Annotated in this window: 14 protein-coding genes; 11 read left to right on the top strand and 3 right to left on the bottom strand. The window is 63.6% G+C overall.

Features of this window, described 5'->3' with window-relative positions:
• The first annotated feature begins 10 nt into the window (after window positions 1–10).
• The 9 genes from trpA (at window position 11) to ACWHY3_RS11485 (ending at window position 9,478) form a co-directional block, all read left to right on the top strand.
• The gene (trpA, locus tag ACWHY3_RS11525) at window positions 11–841 is read left to right on the top strand and encodes a tryptophan synthase subunit alpha (RefSeq protein ID WP_448126604.1); all 831 of its coding nucleotides are present in this window, start codon (window positions 11–13) and stop codon (window positions 839–841) included.
• 128 nt (window positions 842–969) lie between these two features.
• Window positions 970–1,905: an acetyl-CoA carboxylase, carboxyltransferase subunit beta gene (accD, locus tag ACWHY3_RS11520; RefSeq protein ID WP_448126603.1), complete on the top strand. Its 936-nt coding sequence runs from the start codon at window positions 970–972 to the stop codon at window positions 1,903–1,905.
• Between the two features lie 14 nt (window positions 1,906–1,919).
• Entirely contained in the window at window positions 1,920–3,206 is a 1,287-nt protein-coding gene (locus tag ACWHY3_RS11515) for a bifunctional folylpolyglutamate synthase/dihydrofolate synthase (RefSeq protein WP_448126602.1), read from the top strand.
• 82 nt (window positions 3,207–3,288) lie between these two features.
• Entirely contained in the window at window positions 3,289–4,029 is a 741-nt protein-coding gene (locus ACWHY3_RS11510; RefSeq protein ID WP_303856735.1) for an SPOR domain-containing protein, read from the top strand.
• A complete protein-coding gene (locus tag ACWHY3_RS11505) occupies window positions 4,029–4,652 on the top strand; it encodes a CvpA family protein (protein WP_087718977.1) in 624 nt (207 codons plus the stop codon). Before ACWHY3_RS11510 ends, ACWHY3_RS11505 begins: the two co-directional genes overlap by 1 nt.
• Window positions 4,653–4,681: 29 nt before the next feature.
• The gene (purF, locus tag ACWHY3_RS11500) at window positions 4,682–6,196 is read left to right on the top strand and encodes an amidophosphoribosyltransferase (RefSeq protein ID WP_448126601.1); all 1,515 of its coding nucleotides are present in this window, start codon (window positions 4,682–4,684) and stop codon (window positions 6,194–6,196) included.
• Window positions 6,197–6,417: 221 nt separating this feature from the next.
• On the top strand, window positions 6,418–7,665 hold the full coding sequence (locus ACWHY3_RS11495) for an O-succinylhomoserine sulfhydrylase (protein ID WP_448126600.1): 1,248 nt from the start codon (window positions 6,418–6,420) through the stop codon (window positions 7,663–7,665).
• 581 nt (window positions 7,666–8,246) lie between these two features.
• Entirely contained in the window at window positions 8,247–8,801 is a 555-nt protein-coding gene (locus ACWHY3_RS11490) for a cytochrome b (protein WP_448126599.1), read from the top strand.
• An 89-nt stretch (window positions 8,802–8,890) separates the two neighbouring features.
• The gene (locus tag ACWHY3_RS11485; protein ID WP_303856685.1) at window positions 8,891–9,478 is read left to right on the top strand and encodes a YceI family protein; all 588 of its coding nucleotides are present in this window, start codon (window positions 8,891–8,893) and stop codon (window positions 9,476–9,478) included.
• Window positions 9,479–9,614: 136 nt separating this feature from the next.
• On the opposite strand, the gene ACWHY3_RS11480 is transcribed toward ACWHY3_RS11485, so the two are convergent.
• Complete coding sequence (locus ACWHY3_RS11480; protein ID WP_303856687.1) at window positions 9,615–10,757, bottom strand: NAD(P)/FAD-dependent oxidoreductase; 1,143 nt, start codon at window positions 10,755–10,757, stop codon at window positions 9,615–9,617.
• 231 nt (window positions 10,758–10,988) lie between these two features.
• On the opposite strand from ACWHY3_RS11480, the gene dkgB reads away from it, so the two are divergent.
• Both dkgB and ACWHY3_RS11470 read left to right on the top strand, forming a co-directional pair.
• Window positions 10,989–11,801, top strand: a complete 813-nt coding sequence (dkgB, locus tag ACWHY3_RS11475) for a 2,5-didehydrogluconate reductase DkgB (RefSeq protein WP_332779362.1) — start codon at window positions 10,989–10,991, stop codon at window positions 11,799–11,801.
• Window positions 11,802–11,985: 184 nt separating this feature from the next.
• On the top strand, window positions 11,986–12,420 hold the full coding sequence (locus ACWHY3_RS11470) for a hypothetical protein (protein ID WP_087718984.1): 435 nt from the start codon (window positions 11,986–11,988) through the stop codon (window positions 12,418–12,420).
• A 100-nt stretch (window positions 12,421–12,520) separates the two neighbouring features.
• Here the strand turns inward: ACWHY3_RS11470 and ACWHY3_RS11465 are convergent, their stop codons facing one another.
• On the bottom strand, window positions 12,521–13,711 hold the full coding sequence (locus ACWHY3_RS11465) for an amino acid aminotransferase (protein ID WP_448126598.1): 1,191 nt from the start codon (window positions 13,709–13,711) through the stop codon (window positions 12,521–12,523).
• Between the two features lie 166 nt (window positions 13,712–13,877).
• Entirely contained in the window at window positions 13,878–14,864 is a 987-nt protein-coding gene (locus tag ACWHY3_RS11460; protein WP_303856694.1) for an aldo/keto reductase, read from the bottom strand.
• Window positions 14,865–14,881 lie beyond the last annotated feature (17 nt).

The raw sequence follows: 14,881 nt of genomic DNA, 5'->3' as shown, positions 1-14,881 counted from the left end.
TGGGGCCGACATGAACCGAACCGAATCGAACCGTATCGACCAGCGCTTTGCCGCACTGAAGGCTCAGGGCCGTACGGCGCTCATTCCCTATATCACCGCTGGCGACCCGGCCCCGGCGCACACGGTCGATTTCATGCATGCCTGCGTGGAAGCTGGCGCCGACGTGATCGAGCTGGGCGTGCCGTTCTCGGACCCGATGGCCGATGGTCCGGTCATCCAGAAGGCCTGCGAGCGGGCACTGGTGCACGGCACGCGACTGCAGCACGTGCTGGAGATGGTCGCTGAATTCCGCCAGCGGGACAGCGAAACGCCCGTGGTCCTGATGGGGTATCTCAATCCCATCGAGCGGATGGGATACGACGTCTTCACCCGCCAGGCCCAGGCTTCCGGGGTGGATGGCGTACTGGTGGTCGATATGCCCCCGGAGGAGGCGGGCGATAACGCCGCGCTGTTCGCGGAGCACGGCCTGCAGTCGATCTTCCTGCTGGCGCCGACGACCTCCGAGGCGCGCGCTCGCGCGATCTGCGAGCACGGCGAGGGCTACCTCTACTATGTCTCTCTCAAGGGGGTGACCGGTGCCGCCACGCTGGATGCCGATGCCGTCGGCGAGCAGCTGAGCAAGCTGCGCCGCGTGACCGATCTGCCGCTATGCGTGGGCTTCGGCATTCGCGACGGGGCCACCGCAGCGGCCATCGGCCGTGTCGCCGATGGCGTGATCGTCGGCAGCGCCCTGGTCGGACGCATCGCCGAGCATGCCGATGACCCGGCGTCCATTCCCGCCGCGCTGAAATCGATTCTCGGCGAGATGCGCGAAGCGCTCGACCGGGAAGCGGCCGGCTGAGCCGCTGCCGCCGATTTGGTATCATTCAGCGTTTGCGGTTGTCGCGACAGCCGTTCGTCGCGGTTGTCGTCATTACTTTTTATGTCGTCATTACTTTCTATTTAGGCAAATAGGGAATCGTTCCTGACATGAGCTGGCTAGACAAGATCGTCCCGTCGATGAGCCGCATCCAGCGCAACGACCGCCGCGCCAGCGTGCCGGACGGCCTGTGGCGCAAGTGCCCGAACTGTGAATCGGTGCTCTATCTTCCCGAGCTGGAGAAGCACCAGAACGTTTGTCCCAAATGTCAGCATCATCTGCGGCTGACCGCGCGCAAGCGTCTCAACTGGTTCCTTGATGCCGAAGGGCGTGAAGAGATCGCGGGGGATCTTCAGCCGAGCGACCGCCTCAAGTTCCGGGACTCCAAGAAGTACAAGGATCGCCTGGCATCGGCCCAGAAAGCGACCGACGAGAATGACGCGCTGATCGCCATGCGCGGCACGCTGGATGGCCTGCCCGTCGTCGCAGTGGCGTTCGAGTTCTCTTTCATGGGCGGCTCCATGGGCGCGGTGGTCGGCGAGAAGTTCGTCCGTGCCGCCACGCTGGCGCTGGAAGAAGAGATTCCGCTGATCTGCTTCGCTGCCTCCGGCGGCGCCCGCATGCAGGAAGCGCTGTTCTCGCTGATGCAGATGGCCAAGACTTCCGCGGCGCTGGAGAAGCTCAAGCTGGCCGGCGTGCCCTACATCTCCGTGCTCACCGATCCGGTCTTCGGCGGGGTTTCGGCGTCGCTGGCGATGCTGGGTGACCTCAACGTGGCCGAACCCAATGCGCTGATCGGGTTTGCCGGCCCGCGCGTCATCGAGCAGACGGTGCGAGAGACACTGCCGGAAGGCTTCCAGCGCAGCGAGTTCCTGCTCGAACACGGCACCGTGGACATGATCATTCCGCGGCCCGAGATGCGCGAGCGGTTGGGCAGCATTCTGCGCAAGCTGACGCACCAGCCGCCGGCCGGCCAGGTCGCGGACGAGAGCGAGGACTTCTCGCCGCTGGCCGACGAACCGGACGCGACCCAGGCACCCCGTTGAGGAACCGCTGACCCATGAGTGCCACCCTCGACGACTGGCTGGCGCGTCTCGAGCGCCAGCATCCGGTCGCCATCGACATGGGGCTCGAACGGGTGGCGATCGTTGCCGAACGGCTGGGCCTGATGCAGGGTCCGATCGCACAGCGAGTCGTGACCGTCGCCGGCACCAACGGCAAGGGCTCCACCGTGGCCATGCTCGAGCGCCTCGCGCGGGCTCACGGCCTGTCCACGGCCAGCTACACTTCGCCTCATCTGCTGCGCTACAACGAGCGACTCTGCTTCGATGGCGTCGCGGCCGACGACGCCACCCTGATTGCCGGGTTCGAGCGCGTCGAATCGGCCCGGCTGGCCGGTGACCCCGTCAGTCTTACCTACTTCGAAGCCGGAACCCTGGCGGCGCTGGTTGCGATCGCCGAGATGCGCCCCCATCTGGCCATTCTCGAGGTCGGGCTCGGCGGTCGTCTGGATGCGGTCAACGTGATCGACAGCGATATCGCCGTCATCACTACCATCGCCCAGGATCATGCGGATTTTCTCGGCACCGATCTCGATGTCATCGGGTTCGAGAAGGCCGGCATTCTCCGCCAGGGGCGGCCGGCAGTGCTCGGCAGCCGTGAGTTGCCGGCCAGTGTCTCGCAGCGCATCGACGCGCTTGAGATACCCGCTTACTGGCTGGGACGCGATTTCGATCATGAAGTCGCCGATGGCAGCGAGTGGCGCTGGCAGGGCCAAGGGGCGGAGGGTCTTCGCTATCAGCTCGATAGCTTGCCCGATCCGGGGCTGCCGCTCGACAATGCCGCCGTCGCGCTCCAGGTGCTCGGGCTGTGCGGCGTCGTGCCTCAACCTGCCGGGTCCCGCCAGGCGATGTCTACCGTCGCGCTGGCGGGCCGACTGCAGTGGTTGGGGAACTGGTGTTTCGATGTGGCGCACAACCCCCATGCCGCGCATTATGTGGCAGCGAGGCTGGCGCAGCGATCACCGGCGCCGCGTCGCCGTATCGGCCTGCTCGGTGTCCTTCAGGACAAGGATGCCGAGGCGCTGGTCGAGGCGCTGGCCCCCGTGATCGATGTCTGGCTGCCGGTAGGGCTGGCAGGCCCGCGCGGTCGCTCGGGCGAGGCACTGGCCGAATCCATCACTGGCCGAGGCGGTGAGGTGCTGGCGACCGCTTCGTCGCCGGCAGCGGGCGTCGACTGGCTGGCATCACGTCTTGCACCCGATGAAGAAGTGTTAGTATGCGGTTCGTTTCTGACCGTGGCCGGCGCGCTGGAAGCGCTGACGGCGCTGGCCGGCGACGAAGTGTAGTGAAGGCGGTCGCCGGGGCGATCGATCGGATGTCGAGTCCTGGTCAAGAAGATCAAGGTGCTATCAAGGAGGTCAAGGTCCCATGAAGTACGGATGGCGTGAACGTATCAGTGGTGCGGTCATTCTCGTCGCATTGGGGGCCATTTTTCTGCCGATGCTGTTCGACGATCCCGAGCCGCGTCAGCAGGAGCCGGGCCCGGTCATGGTCATCGAGCAGCCGATCGAGGGCGGCGAAACTCGTCAGCGCATCATCGAATCGCCCGAACCGCCGGCATCGGTCGCCGCCAACGGCAATCAGGGTGCCGGCAACGGCGGCAGCATGAGCGCTGATGGTGGCAGCGCGGGCGACAACACCGTGCCGGAGCCGGATACGCGTAGCCAGCTCGGTGCCGGCAGCGAGGATTCGTTCGGCCAGAGCGGCACGACTTCCGGCGACGACAGCGATCCGATCGCCGAGATCGCGCAGGCGGAGCAGAGCCAGCCGCAACCGCGTCCGGCCGAACCGGAACCCTCGGCGCCGGTGCAGTCCTCGTCGCAGCCGTCCTCCACGCAGCAGGCATCGGCACCCGAGCGCACTGCCGCCAGCAGCGATGGCGGCTGGGTCGTGCAGGTCGGCAGCTTCGGACAGGCGGACAACGCATCACGCCTGACCGCCAAGCTCAAGGAGCAGGGCTTCGCGGCCTATTCGCAGCCGCGGGACAACAACCTGACCACGGTCTACGTTGGCCCGTTCTCCTCGTCGGATGCCGGCGAGAAGGCGCGATCCGAGCTCAAGCAGGCCGCCAATATCCAGGGACTGCTGATTCGCAAACCGGGTAGCTGATGACTTTGACCTGGCTCGACTACGCTTTCCTGCTGGTATTGACGATATCGATGCTGGCAGGTTTCATGCGTGGCCTGGTACGGGAGGCGCTGGGACTCGGCGCCTGGATCGTGGCGCTGCTGGCGGCGCGGATATTCGCCAAGCCGATCGCCGATCTCCTGGAGCCCTACATCTCGCATCCCGATGCGCGTCTGGTACTGGGGTTCGTGCTGATCATCTTCGTGGTGGTGATGATCTGCGGATTCATCATCCGCCTGCTCAATGCGGCGATCGAGTGGGTCGGCATGGGATTCTTCAACCGCGTGGCCGGAGCGATCTTCGGTCTGGCTCGCGGCGGGGCGATCCTGGTGATCGTCACGGTCGTCATAGGCTTGACGCCGCTGGCCCAGTTGCAGGCCTGGCAGCAGGCGCAGTTGAGACCATCGTTCGAGTCGTTGCGGACCTGGGCGGTGGTTCAGCTGCAGAGCTGGGACGTCGACCCGTCCGCCGCCGAAGAGGCGATGCGGCACCTGCCGATGACGCTACCGGGGCGAGACGACGCTTCATCCAGCTCTTCATACAGTCAGGACGGGCAGGGGGTGACGATTCCCGCCCCTGTTCCGGCCGAAAAACCGGCGCCCTGAATGGGTGCGACCAAGCGAGGTAAGTCGGCATGTGCGGTATCGTAGGCCTCATGGCCAATGAAGCGGTCAATCAGTTGATCTATGACGCGTTGACGGTCTTGCAGCACCGCGGACAGGATGCCGCCGGCATGATGACCTGGGATGAAGGTCGCTTTCTGCTGCGCAAGAACAACGGGCTGGTACGGGACGTGTTCCATACGCGTCACATGAAGCGGCTGAAGGGCAATGTGGGCATCGGTCATGTCCGCTACCCGACCGCCGGTACGGCGAGCGAGGCCGAATCCCAGCCTTTCTATGTCAATTCGCCCTACGGCATCACCCTGGCCCACAACGGCAACCTGACCAACTCCGATCAGCTCAAGCAGGAGCTGTTCTCCTCCGATCTGCGCCATATCAATACCAGCTCGGACTCAGAGGTGCTGCTCAACGTGTTCGCGCACGAGCTGGGCAAGCAGGGACTGTATCTGACGCCGGAGGATATCTTCGATGCGCTGCGCCGCGTTCACCGGCGCTGCAGCGGGGGTTACGCCGCCGTGTCGATCATCAACGGCTTCGGGCTGGTGGCGTTTCGCGATCCCCACGGCATTCGTCCGGTCGTCTACGGTACGCGTCAGACGCCCGAGGGCCAGGAAGTGATGATCGCCTCCGAGTCGGTGGCGCTCGATGTGGCCGGCTTCGAGCTGGTGCGGGACCTGGCGCCGGGCGAGGCGATCTTCGTCGACATGGACAAGAACATCCATACGCAGATGTGCGCCGACAAGCCGCGGCTGACCCCGTGCATCTTCGAGCACGTCTACCTGGCGCGGCCCGATTCCATGCTCGACGGCGCCTATGTCTACGGCACCCGGATGCAGATGGGCCGCAAGCTGGGCGACCGCATCCAGCGCGAGTGGCCGGATCATGACATCGACGTGGTGATTCCGATTCCCGATACCTCCCGAACCACGGCGCTGGAACTGGCGCAGCACATCGGCGTGACGTTCCGCGAAGGCTTCATGAAGAACCGCTACATCGGTCGGACGTTCATCATGCCCGGGCAGACCCAGCGCAAGAAGTCGGTCCGCCAGAAGCTCAACGCCATCGCCAGCGAGTTCGAAGGCAAGAACGTGATGCTGGTGGACGACTCGATCGTGCGCGGGACGACTTGCAGGCAGATCATCCAGATGGCCCGCGATGCCGGCGCCAACAAGGTCTACTTTGCCTCCGCCGCGCCGGCCGTGCGTTACCCCAACGTTTACGGTATCGACATGCCGGTCGCCACCGAACTGGTCGCTCATGGCCGTACCGATGCCGAAGTGGGCGAGCTGATTGGTGCTGACCGGTTGATCTACCAGGATCTCGAGGATCTCAAGGCGGCCTGTCGCGAGGTCAATCCGGCGCTGGACGATTTCGACTGTTCGGTCTTCGACGGCAACTACGTCACGGGCGATGTCGACGAGGAGTATTTCACGGCGCTGGAAGCGGCGCGTAACGATGCTGCCAAGTCCGGTCGCGAGAGCCTCAATGCCGTCGTCGATCTACATAACGACAGTGAGGACGATTGATCGCCAGGGCGATCGAACCTGGGCCTGGCCGCATGTGCCGGGCTCTCACGGGATCTTGGAAACCTCTGATTAACTATTCCGCCGGGCAATACGGTGTTAAAAATCAACTCAGAAGGCTCATTTACACCCTCGTAAACTCCGCTGTTTCGTTGATTTTTGCCTTGTCTTGCCTGCGCTCATGACGTTAATCCGAGGCTCCCTTGTTTTTCAGGAGCTGAAGGATGAGTTTTGACGACGCCCCCACGCCGGGGTTGGAAACACCGGGTCTGGAAACGCCGGGGCTGGAAACGCCGGGGCTGGAAACGTTAGGCCTGGAGACGCTGGCGATTCGTGCGGGACATGAGCGCACCCACGAACAGGAGCACGGCGAGCCGATTTTCCCGACCTCCAGCTTCGTCTACGGCAGCGCGGCGGAAGCGGCGCGCAAGTTCAAGGGCGAGGAGCCGGGCAACGTCTATTCCCGCTTCACCAACCCGACGGTGCGCAATTTCGAGCGGCGTCTGGCGGCGCTGGAAGGCGGTGAGCGCTGCGTCGCCACCAGCTCCGGCATGGCGGCGATTCTCTCCACCGTGCTGGCGTTGCTCAAGGCCGGCGACGAGGTGATCGTCTCGCGTTCGGTGTTCGGCTCGACCATCGCGCTGTTCGACAAGTACCTGGCCAAGTTCGGCGTCGTCCCGCGCTATGTCGAGCTCAACGACCTGGCGCAGTGGGAAGCGGCCATCACGCCGAAGACCAGGCTGCTGTTCGCCGAGACGCCATCGAATCCGCTCAACGAGCTGGTCGACGTTGCGGCGCTGGCCGAACTGGCGCACCGTCATGGTGCTTTGCTGGCGATCGACAACTGCTTTCTGACCCCGGCACTGCAGCGGCCGCTGGATCTGGGCGCGGATCTGGTGATCCACTCCGCCACCAAATACCTCGACGGTCAGGGCCGGGCGATCGGCGGCGCCGTGGTCGGGCGCGATGCGGAGCTCGAACAGCTCTATGGCGTGGTGCGTACCTGCGGCCCCTGCATGAGCCCGTTCAACGCCTGGATTTTCCTCAAGGGGCTGGAGACGCTCAGCCTGCGCATGCAGGCGCATAGCCGCAACGCACAGGCCATGGCGGAATGGCTCGAGTCCCAGCCCGCCATCGAGCGCGTCTATTACAGCGGGCTCGAGAGTCACCCGCAGCATGCGCTGGCCAAGCGCCAGCAGCAGGGGTTCGGTGCGGTCATGGGGGTCGAGGTGAAGGGCGGCCAGGAGGCCGCGTGGAAGGTCATCGATAATACGCGCGTGATGTCGATCACCGGCAACCTGGGCGATGTCAAGACGACGATCACTCACCCTGGCACCACCACCCATGGCCGTCTCACCGACGAACAGCGCGCTTCCGCCAGCATCCGTGATGGCCTGATTCGCATCGCCGTCGGGCTGGAAACGCTGGACGATCTCAAGGCCGATCTCGAACGCGGATTGAAACTGCTCTAGGCGGCTGAACGGGCCCGGCGCGTCGTCTTCGAAAATCGGGTGCCGGGCTCGGGGAATGCCCTTGGCAGCGGCTTTCCTATGGCAGACAAGGCTCCGGCGTCTTCGCTGGAGCCTTGTCGTTTCTGTCCGACGAGTTCCGGCCGGCTACGTCTATCTATCGCTCATGCATGGGGCCATACTGAGTTTGCCACAACGGTCTGGCTGTCTGAAAAAGTCAGTGAATCGCCGCAGCCATCAGGTTCGCTAAATTGACTTTATGAGGAACCCGTCATGAGTAAAGGGCAAGATCGTAAAAAGAATACCAAGAAGAAACCCCTTCTCACCGCAAAAGAGAAGAAAGCAGCAAAAGTATCCAAGAAGTCGACAACGAGTATCTTCGACAAGTGAGTTGCCAAGGCCATCAGGTTGCCGATGGCCTTGCTCTATCCCCCTGTTTCCCCGCTCTATAGCTGCTCCTCGTCGTAATTTGATCATGTGCGAAGCTATTGTTTCCCGTTCGTCACTAATCGGTTTACGAATCCCGGCCTAGCTTCCTGTCCGGCAAACCGTATGCTGAGTGAAGAACAACGGGGGAACGTACCGTGTGGAAAAATACGCGATCGGGTTGGGGATGGGTCAGCATTGCCGTTCACTGGGCGAGCGCGCTGGCGATTTTCGGCCTGTTCGCGCTGGGCTGGTGGATGACCGGGCTGGGCTACTACGATCACTGGTATCATTTGGCGCCGTGGTGGCATAAATCGATCGGCATCATGGTGCTGCTGGTCAGCGTCTTTCGGGTCGTCTGGCGACTGGTGCAGCCGACACCGGCCGCCCATGGCAAACCGCTGGAGCAATGGGCGGCGCATGTCGGGCACGGGTTGATCTATGCGCTGATGTTCGTGGTGATGATTTCCGGCTATCTGATTTCCACGGCGGAAGGCGAGGGGATCAGCGTGTTCGGCTGGTTCACGGTGCCGGCGCTGGTCTCGGGGCTGCCGGATCAGGCTGTGCTGGCAGGCGACGTCCACTGGTACGCGGCCTGGGCGCTGGTCATTCTGGCACTCGGTCATGGGCTGGCAGCGTTCAAGCATCACTGGGTGGATCGTCAGGATACGCTGACCCGCATGTTGACCTCCCGTGCGGCCAGACGCCGCTGAGGATTTCATTTCCGGCCTGGCCGTCGGCTGCCGTCGCCAGGACCGGACCGTTTGGCAAGATGACTCAAACCGCTTCGAGGAGCATGACGATGTTGAAGAAGACTGCACTGGCAACGCTGATCGCCGCCGCTTCGGCAATGCCGCTGGCCCAGGCACAGGCCGCCGACTACCAGATCGACACCGAGGGTCAACACGCCTTCATCCAGTTCAAGATCAGCCATCTGGGATATTCGTACATTCTGGGCGACTTCAAGTCGTTCGACGGGGGCTTCAGCTACGATCCCGAGTCGCCGGACGACGCCAGCGTCAATGTCACCGTGGATGTGAACAGCCTGGAAACCAACCACGCCGAGCGGAACAAGCACATTCTGAGCGGTGACTTCCTCGACGCGAGCGAATTCCCGCAGGCGACGTTCAAGTCCACCGGCTTCGATGTCGACGACAACGGTGACGAGGCCGAGATGACCGGCGACCTGACGATCCATGGCGTCACCAAGTCGGTGACGTTCGAGGTCGATCATATCGGCGGCGGCGACGACCCGTGGGGCGGCTACCGCCAGGGCTTCGAGGCAACGACGGAGCTCAACCTGGCCGACTACGATATCGACATGAGCGCTTTCCCCGAGTCGATGCGTACACTGGAACTCTATGTGGTGCTGGAAGGCATCCGCCAGTAACGAGGCTCGGGCCATGAGCCTCGCCTGAAGCAAGTGGTTCGATAGACGCGATCCCGGCCCTGGCGCCGGGATCGTGCGTTATGCGCTGCCGTTTTCGGGAAGGTGTTCAACAGCCCGCGCGGGCAATATCTCGCGGCTATGCGTTGCCCAGGTAGTGCGCCACCTCGCGGCGATCTCGGCGATGCTTCCAGCGCCGGACCCAGCGGCCGCGACACCATAGCGAGCCGCGCCAGGCGATGTCGCGGAGATCGCCCAGATTGAGTGCCTTCCAGCGTTCGAATTGATCGTAGCGCAGCGTCCGGGGCTCGCCGCTGAGTGTCTGATCCAGCGATTCCAGCAGCAGTGCCGCTCGCTCGCGTGTCGTCAGCGGATGATCGCGATCTGGCGGCGTCTCCCGGGCCAGGAACAGTCGCGAATCCTCACGGCTGCGTAACATGGGGCCGACGTCGAGGTGGCCCGTCTCGTCAGGCGTCAGGTCGAAGAGAGCCTGTGCCGGTGAAGGCCGCAGGTGGTCGGTGACCAGCAGCAGATCGGCATCGACCGCGCTGCCATCGTCCAGTATCAGTTGATGTCGATCGTAGCGGGTCGCCGTCGCGACCAGTTCCAGACGCAAGCCTCGGCGCAGCAGCCGCTTCATCAGCCAGCGATTGGCCCGCTGGCAAGCACCGGGTAATGGGCGGCGGTCGTTACCGATCAGGGTGACCGGAAGCCGGCGGCCATAGCGTTCACCCAGCGCCAGCAGGTTGGCCGCGAGTTCGACACCGGCAGGGCCGCCACCGATGACGGCGACGGCGGGAAGCGAGCCCGTAGCGTTGGCAAGACGGGTTTCCAGCTGCTGGCGTAACTGCCAGAGATCGTCGGCGGCAGCGGTGAACACGCCTTTGGCGCTATAGAAGCCGGGAATGGCATGCTCGTCGAGAACGGGCGGCAGGTCGAGCGACAGCCAGTCGTAATCGAGCTGACGGCCGCCACCGAGCGTGATTCGGCGCTTCTGGCGCTCGACCTGGATCACCTCGGCGCGAACATGGGCGCCGCCGTGGGCGACGATGCGGTCCGCCGGCAAGCGAACGTCTTCGTGCTGCCACTCGCCGCCCAGCATCCCGCCGAGCCAGTCCGAGAAAGCGAAGTCCTGTTGCGTCACCAGTGTGACGCGAGCGCCATGGGCAACAAGGCGCTCGGCGTGGGCGGCCACGTGAAGATGGGAATCGCCGTTGCCGACGAGTACCAGATGCTGGCCCTCGGGATGGTTATCGGAGGAGCTCGGCTGGGTATTGGGCATGCCTCGATCCGGGCGGGAAATCGGACTTCAGTCTAGCATGTGCATGGGGCCTGTCCGAAAACCGACGGTGCATGGCCGTGCCTGGCGTGCCCGATATTCGGACAAGCCCTCGGAAGAGGCTTGAAGACGCCGGTAGTTATCCGTAACTGTAATTTGTCTGTACTGCTGGTCTGCACTGCTGGAGCTGCGCTCTGGCCTCGACTGACTTTTCATCTCAAGGAGAAAGCATTCATGGCACGTCATATTCTGCCGCAACCCGGTCTGGGAACGTATCGTCTCAAGGAGCAGGCGGTGATCGATTCGGTGACGTCCGCACTCGAGCTCGGCTATCGTCATCTCGACAGTGCCCAGATGTACGAAAACGAAGCCGCGGTGGGCAAGGCGATCCATCAGAGCGGCATCGCGCGTGACGAGCTGTTCGTTACCACCAAGATCTGGTGGGACAAGCTCGAACCGAAGCAGTTGACCGCTGCCATCGAACAGAGCCTCGAGAACTTCGGCCTCGACCAGCTCGATCTGGTGCTGATCCATTGGCCATCCCCCAACGGCGAAGTGCCGATGGCCGATACCATCGGTGCGCTGGATGCGGCGCGTGCCCGCGGGCTCACCCGGCATATCGGCGTGTCCAATTTCACCATCGGCCAGATCGACGAGGCGCTGACACTGCCGGGCGGTGAAAACATCGTGACCAACCAGATCGAGGTGCATCCCTTCCTCGCCAATCGCAAGCTGGTCGAACACTGTCAGTCCAAGGGGCTGGAAGTGACGGCCTACATGCCGCTGGCGGTGGGCAAGGTGATGGACGACCCGGTACTCAAGCGCATCGCGCAGGCGCATGACGCCTCTCCGGCACAGATCGCGCTGGCCTGGATCGCGGCGCGCGACATCATCGTGATTCCCTCCTCGACCAAGCCGGCCAACCAGAAATCGAATATCGAGGCGATGAACATCCGCCTGAGCGACGACGAGATCGAGCAGATCAACCGTCTCGATCGCGGCGACCGTCAAGCCAATCCCTCCTTTGCCCCTCGCTGGGACGAGTGACGCCAGCCCCCTGTGGGACGACGCGCAGGGCGCCGGACGTCCGCCTGCTTAGGGCGGGCATCCGGCCCGAACCTTGCGATACGATGCCGAAATTCGGCCCCGGCGAATTTTTGCCGAGCCCACGGGTCAAAGCGTCACCGTTTCAAGAGGATCAGCGATGCGTACACGAATGATGAGAAAGGCCATGTTATCGGGCCTGGGTGCCGGCTTGGTGGCAGGCCTGCTGGCGCTGCCGGCCTGGGCTCAGGACGCCACGGCCATGGAGGAGGACTCGACACCGGCGCAAAGCTCGGGGCTGAACGTGAAGCAGGACAGCGGCGAGCCGGAGGCCCCCGCCAATGCCTCCCAGGTCGATCACGAATCGATCGAGAAGTCCGGCGGGGTCGGGCGGGAAAACGCCGGCTTCACCGATGGCGGCGCACAGACCCCGGTCGATCAACGGCCCAATGCCTTGAGTTTCGATCAATTGGATGTCGATGGTAGCGGCGTCATCGACGAGGATGAAGCGGTCAGCGCCGAGCGGCAGACGATGTTCCAGCAACTCAACGAGGCGGACGCCGGTGGCGTGACCCGGGAACGCTTCGAGCAGGCGATGGGATCGGACACGCTGGCCGAGTGATGACATGGCGACTCTGACCCTCGCGAGATCGTCGCGGGGGGCAAAAAAAATCCCGGCCTAGGCCGGGATTTTTCGGTCTACTGCCGGTGCTGAACCGAGTTCAGTCGACGACGGCAGCGATCGCCTTGGCCACGTAGGGCAGGTTCTCGCTGGTGAAGCCGGCGACGTTGGCGCGGCCGGAGCCCACCATGTAGATGCTGAACTCGTCGCGCAGACGCTTGACCTGTTCCGTGGAAAGACCGGTGTAGGAGAACATGCCGCGCTGTTCCGCTACGTGGGCGAAGCGCTGATCCAGGCCATAGGGCTTGAGCGAATCGACCAGGTCGCGACGCAGCGAATTGATGCGATCGCACATCTCGGTCAGTTCGCTCTTCCAGAGCTGGGTCAGCTCTTCGGATTCGAGAATGTCGATCACGATGGCGGCGCCGTGCGACGGCGGCGTGGAGTAGTTCTCGCGGGCGACGATCGCCATCTGCGAACGCACGTTCTCCATCTGCTCGGCGGTCCTGGCGATCACGATCAGGCAGCCGGTACGTTCGCGGTAGAGGCCGAAGTTTTTCGAGCAGGAACTGGTGATCAGCATCTCGTCGAGATTCTCGGCCAGCAGGCGCACGCCGAAGGCATCGACATCCAGGCCGTCACCGAATCCCTGGTAGGCGAAATCGACCAGCGGCAGCAAGCCGCGCTCCTGAACCACGGCCAGCACCTGGCGCCACTGATCCTGGTTCAGGTCGAAGCCGGACGGGTTGTGGCAGCACGCGTGCAGCAGCACGACATCGCCCTGCGGGATCTGCTTGAGCGCGGCCAGCATGCCGTCGAAGTCGAGACGGTTGTCGCTGTCGACATACGGATAACGCTGAATCGGGATCTCGGCGCCTTCGAAGATGCCAATGTGGTTCGGCCAGGTCGGGTTGGAGAGCCAGATGCTCTTGCCCGGGAGTTGGGTGCGGATGAAGTCCGCTGCCAGGCGCAGCGCGCCGGTGCCGCCCGGCGACTGGGTAGCGCTGGCCCGGTTGGCGGCCAGTACCGGCGAGCCGGCACCCAGCACTAGCGGAAGAATCGCCTTGCCGTAGCGGGGATCACCGTGAGAGCCGATGTAACTCTTGGTCTTCTCGCTTTCCAGCAGACGCGCCTCAGCCTGTTTCACGGCCCGCATGATCGGCGTATTGCCATTCGGATCCCGATAGACGCCGACACCCAGGTCGACTTTCTGCGGGTTGGGATCCTGATTGTAAGCTTCGATCAGTCCGAGGATGGCATCCCCGGGGACGCGCTCGATCTTCTCAAACATTAGCGTGCACTACCTCGCTATTTCTGGGGACCATGACGATCTTTCGACAACTCATGGCATGATGCCACTGCCTATGGCGATCCGCCACTCGGGCCGGGCCGGCTCCTGCGAACGCTTACTCGAAGCCCACGACTATTCGAAGCCCACAACTATTCGAAGCCCACGACTATTCGAAGCCCACGACCTCGTGCGGCACGTAGGGGGCTTCCAGCGTTTCGATTTCATCTGCCGTCAGCGTGATCTTCAGCGCGCCCAGCGCCTGGTCCAGGTGATGCGACTTGCTGGCGCCGATGATCGGCGCGGTGATCCCCGGCTTCTGCAGCACCCAGGCCAGCGCGATCTGGGCGGGCGAGACGTTTCTTGCCTCGGCGACCTGTTGCAGCGCTTCAATCACTGGTGCGTCACGATCGAGCCCCAGCTTCCAGTTGCGCATCTGCTCGTCGCTTTTGGCGCGCGTGGTGCTGCCTTCGCTGCCCACCGGCTTGCTGCCGGCGAGAATGCCGCGGGCCAGCGGACTCCAGGGGATGACGCCCACGCCCTGATCCAGACACTGCGGGATCATCTCGCGCTCTTCCTCACGATAGATCAGGTTGACCATCGGCTGCATGGTCGCGAATTTCGTCCAGCCGTTGCGCTCGGCGACATGCTGGGCCTTGGCGAACTGCCAGGCGTGCATGCTGGAAGCGCCGATATAGCGCGCCTTGCCTGCCTTGACGACCTCGTGGAGCGCTTCCATGGTCTCTTCGATCGGCGTGTCGTAATCCCAGCGATGGGTCTGGTAGAGATCGACGTAATCCATCCCCAGGCGCTCGAGCGAGGCATCGATGGCGTGATGGATGTGCTTGCGCGACAGCCCGCGCTCGTTGGGGGACTTGTTGCCGGTGGGGTTGTAGACCTTGGTCGCCAGCACGACCTCTTCCCGGCGCGCGAAATCCCTGAGCGCCTTGCCCACTACGCGCTCCGATTCGCCGTCGGAGTACATGTCGGCGGTATCGAAGAAATTGATGCCGGCATCCAGCGCCTGCTGAATGAAAGGGCGGCTCTGGGCATCGTCCAGCACCCAGTCCCGCCACCGCGGCGTGCCATAGGTCATAGTGCCGAGGCACAACGGGGAAACCTTGAGGCCGGTACGGCCGAGACGACGGTAATTCATGAAATTCTCCCGATGAC

The sequence above is a fragment of the Salinicola sp. NYA28a genome, assembly GCF_976982775.1.
The sequence above is the reverse complement of the archived record's forward strand: the minus strand, read 5'-3'. Positions and strand labels throughout refer to the sequence as shown.

Excerpts from the sequence above, each read along its gene's own strand:
- trpA (WP_448126604.1), top strand. The coding sequence starts at position 11 with ATGAACCGAACCGAATCGAACCGTATCGACCAGCGCTTTGCCGCACTG.
- accD (WP_448126603.1), top strand. The coding sequence starts at position 970 with ATGAGCTGGCTAGACAAGATCGTCCCGTCGATGAGCCGCATCCAGCGC.
- ACWHY3_RS11515 (WP_448126602.1), top strand. The coding sequence starts at position 1,920 with ATGAGTGCCACCCTCGACGACTGGCTGGCGCGTCTCGAGCGCCAGCAT.
- ACWHY3_RS11510 (WP_303856735.1), top strand. The coding sequence starts at position 3,289 with ATGAAGTACGGATGGCGTGAACGTATCAGTGGTGCGGTCATTCTCGTC.
- ACWHY3_RS11505 (WP_087718977.1), top strand. The coding sequence starts at position 4,029 with ATGACTTTGACCTGGCTCGACTACGCTTTCCTGCTGGTATTGACGATA.
- purF (WP_448126601.1), top strand. The coding sequence starts at position 4,682 with ATGTGCGGTATCGTAGGCCTCATGGCCAATGAAGCGGTCAATCAGTTG.
- ACWHY3_RS11495 (WP_448126600.1), top strand. The coding sequence starts at position 6,418 with ATGAGTTTTGACGACGCCCCCACGCCGGGGTTGGAAACACCGGGTCTG.
- ACWHY3_RS11485 (WP_303856685.1), top strand. The coding sequence starts at position 8,891 with ATGTTGAAGAAGACTGCACTGGCAACGCTGATCGCCGCCGCTTCGGCA.
- ACWHY3_RS11480 (WP_303856687.1), bottom strand. The coding sequence starts at position 10,757 with ATGCCCAATACCCAGCCGAGCTCCTCCGATAACCATCCCGAGGGCCAG.
- dkgB (WP_332779362.1), top strand. The coding sequence starts at position 10,989 with ATGGCACGTCATATTCTGCCGCAACCCGGTCTGGGAACGTATCGTCTC.
- ACWHY3_RS11470 (WP_087718984.1), top strand. The coding sequence starts at position 11,986 with ATGTTATCGGGCCTGGGTGCCGGCTTGGTGGCAGGCCTGCTGGCGCTG.
- ACWHY3_RS11465 (WP_448126598.1), bottom strand. The coding sequence starts at position 13,711 with ATGTTTGAGAAGATCGAGCGCGTCCCCGGGGATGCCATCCTCGGACTG.
- ACWHY3_RS11460 (WP_303856694.1), bottom strand. The coding sequence starts at position 14,864 with ATGAATTACCGTCGTCTCGGCCGTACCGGCCTCAAGGTTTCCCCGTTG.